The following is a 2,969-nucleotide window of genomic DNA, read 5'->3' as shown; positions in this document are numbered from 1 at the left end:
GCCTGTAACTTTACCTTCAACTGTAGCTCCAACCTCAATGGACATACTAAAAAAATTCCTCCTCGATTTTATAAGATTAACTACATTATAACTTAAGTCATGAATTCTGTCAAATAAAATTCTAGCATTTCTTTAAAGTATCATTGATAAAGCTATTCTTTTTCTTTTTTTGTCTATTTCCAAAATCTTTACTTTTATTATATCTCCCACCTGTACAATTTCCATTGGATCTTTAACATAATTGCTGCTCATTTCTGAAATATGTACAAGTCCATCTTCTTTTACACCAATATCAACAAAAGCGCCAAAATCAACTACATTACGTACTGTACCCTCTAAAATCATGTCTGGTTTTAAATCTTCTAATTTCAAAATATCATCTCTTAAATTTGCTGCTGATAATTCAGGTCTTGGGTCTCGACCAGGTTTTTTTAAAGATTTAATTATATCTTTTAGAGTTGGTAAGCCAACTGATATTTTTTTTGCTTTTTTTCTTAAATCAATCTCTGAAAACTTTTCTTTTAATTCAATTAATTTTTCCTCATTTTTAATATCATCAACTGTAAAACCTAAATCTTTAAGTAAAATTTCTGTTGATTTATATGATTCTGGGTGGATTGGAGTTCTTGCTAAAGGATCTTCAGAAGAAAATATTCTTATGAATCCTGCAGCCTGTTTAAAAGTTTTTGGACCCAGACCATAAACATCTTTTAATTCCGATCTTTTATTATAACTTCCTTCTTCTTTCCTTTTTTCAACAATATTTTCCGCTACACTACTATTAATACCAGCTACATATTGTAATAATGAAGGAGAGGCTGTATTTAAATTTACACCTACATAATTAACGGCTGATTCTACTACATTTTCCAGTGATTCATTTAATTTCTTTTCATCAACATCGTGTTGATATAATCCTACACCAATAGATTTCGGGTCTATTTTTACTAATTCAGCCAGCGGGTCCTGTAATCTCCTGGCAATGGAAACAGCTCCTCTCATAGCAACATCTAATTCAGGAAACTCTTCTCTTGCTAATTTAGATGCAGAATATACTGAAGCACCATCTTCATTTACAATAATATAATTTATATCTTCTCCTTCATCAATTAATTCAGAAATAAAAAATTCTGTTTCCCTGGAAGCAGTACCACTACCAATAGCTATTGTATTTACATTATGTTTATTTACAATATTTTTTATAGTTTTTTTGGCTTTTTCTTTCTCATTTTGGGGAGGATGAGGATAAATTGTAGCTGTATCCAATAATTTACCAGTTTCATCTACTGCACAAACTTTTGAACCAGTTCTAAAACCAGGATCAATAGCAACAACTTTTTCATCTTTATAAGGTGGCTGTAAGAGTAAAGAACGAAGATTTTTACCAAATACCTCAATAGCATGTTCTTCGGCTTTATCTGTTAGTTTATTACGTACTTCTCTTTCTATTGAAGGAAATATTAATCTTTTATAAGCATCTTTAATAATTTCAATTAGATTTTCTTTAAAAGGAGAATTATTGATTATTACTTTATTTTCAATATAATTATAAACTTTTTCTTCTCTCACTTCTATTTTTACCTTTAATTTTTCCTCTTTCTCACCCCTATTTAAGGCTAAAATCCTATGTGGTGGTATATCAGATACAGATTCTTTATAATCATAATACATTTTATATTTTTCTTTTTCATCTAACTCTTCATCCTGTAAAGTGCTGGAAATTGAACCTTTATTAAAAGAAATTTCTCTAATTTTTTTTCTTATTTCTGCATTATCAGAAATCCATTCTGCAATAATATCATTAGCGCCCTGCAAAACTTCATCAGCAGTATTTAATTCTTTTTCTGGATCTATATAATTTTTAGATAACTCTTTTAAATTTAGGTCTTTTTTCTGTTCCCAGATTATTTCAGCCAAAGGCTCAAGACCTTTTTCTTTAGCTTTAGTTGCTCTGGTTTGCTTTTTTTGTTTATAAGGTCTATATAAATCTTCAACTTCCTGTAAAATTTCAGCTTTTTTTATTTTTTCTTCTAATTCTTCTGTTAATTTATCCTGTTCATCTATTAACCTAATTACTTCTTCTTTTCTTTTATTTAACTTTCTTATGTAATCTAATCTTTCTTCAATCAATCTTAATTCTTCTTCATCTAAATTACCAGTCATTTCTTTTCGATATCTGGCAATAAAAGGAATAGTATTACCATCATCAAGTAAATCTACAGCAGCTTTTACCTGGTTTTTTTTAAAATTATTGTTATTAGCTATTCTTGAAATTATTTCTTCCATTTTCATCACCTTTATTTATCTTTTTCTGAATCTTTTTCTTCAACAGGGATAACTAAAACTTCTCCTGGTTTAACTAAACCTAACTTTGTTCTAGCAGCTTTTTCAATGAATTCATCACTTTGTACATTTATTAATTTTTCATTTAACTCTTCATTTTTTTTCTCTGCTTTATTTATTTCTTGATTTAAATTATTTATTTGCGTTTTTAATTTCTCCACTTTTTGGTGATTCGTATAAAAATTAAATAAAGATATCAAAAAAATAACAAGGGCAACTCCAATTATTAATTTCTTTTTCATAAAAAATCCCCCTTTTATTCTAATAAATTATGTAATTAATATTATTATCTAAAAATACGGGGAAATATTATTTAAAAATCTCATTTAAATCTATATCCGAAACCTTATTATAACAATAATCTGCTTTCCCAATTCTTTCCTCAGGTCCAACTCCAACAACCTTCATCCCTGCTTTTTTAGCTCCTATTACTCCAGCTTTTGAATCTTCAACTACCAAACATTCTTCTGGTTTAAAACCCATTTTTTGGGCAGTAAATAAAAACAAATCAGGTGCAGGTTTTGATTTTTTCACACTATTTCCATCAGCTATTAATTCAAAAAAATTATCTAATTCTAAACTTCTAATAACCTGTTTGGCGTTTCTACTAGCAGATGCAACCGCCA

General features: G+C 28.5%; 3 protein-coding genes. All 3 read right to left on the bottom strand.

The features are described 5' to 3' along the window. Nucleotides 1-132: 132 nt before the first annotated feature. Nucleotides 133-2,286 carry a Tex family protein gene (locus VJ881_08070; GenBank protein HKL76008.1) on the bottom strand — a complete coding sequence of 718 codons (2,154 nt, stop codon included), beginning with the start codon at nt 2,284-2,286 and terminating at the stop codon, nt 133-135. 11 nt (nt 2,287-2,297) lie between these two features. Further along, nucleotides 2,298-2,585, bottom strand: a complete 288-nt coding sequence (locus VJ881_08065; protein HKL76007.1) for a septum formation initiator family protein — start codon at nt 2,583-2,585, stop codon at nt 2,298-2,300. A 67-nt stretch (nt 2,586-2,652) separates the two neighbouring features. Next, a partial coding sequence (locus VJ881_08060; GenBank protein HKL76006.1) for an HAD-IA family hydrolase occupies nt 2,653-2,969 on the bottom strand: 317 nt, incomplete at its 5' end.

This window comes from Halanaerobiales bacterium (assembly GCA_035270125.1).
Lineage (GTDB): Bacteria > Bacillota > Halanaerobiia > Halanaerobiales > DATFIM01 > DATFIM01.
This window is presented reverse-complemented; position numbering and strand designations above follow the sequence as displayed.

Bases quoted from the DNA above. Each gene is read 5' to 3' on its own strand.
- VJ881_08065 (HKL76007.1), bottom strand. From the start codon at position 2,585: ATGAAAAAGAAATTAATAATTGGAGTTGCCCTTGTTATTTTTTTGATA.
- VJ881_08070 (HKL76008.1), bottom strand. From the start codon at position 2,286: ATGGAAGAAATAATTTCAAGAATAGCTAATAACAATAATTTTAAAAAA.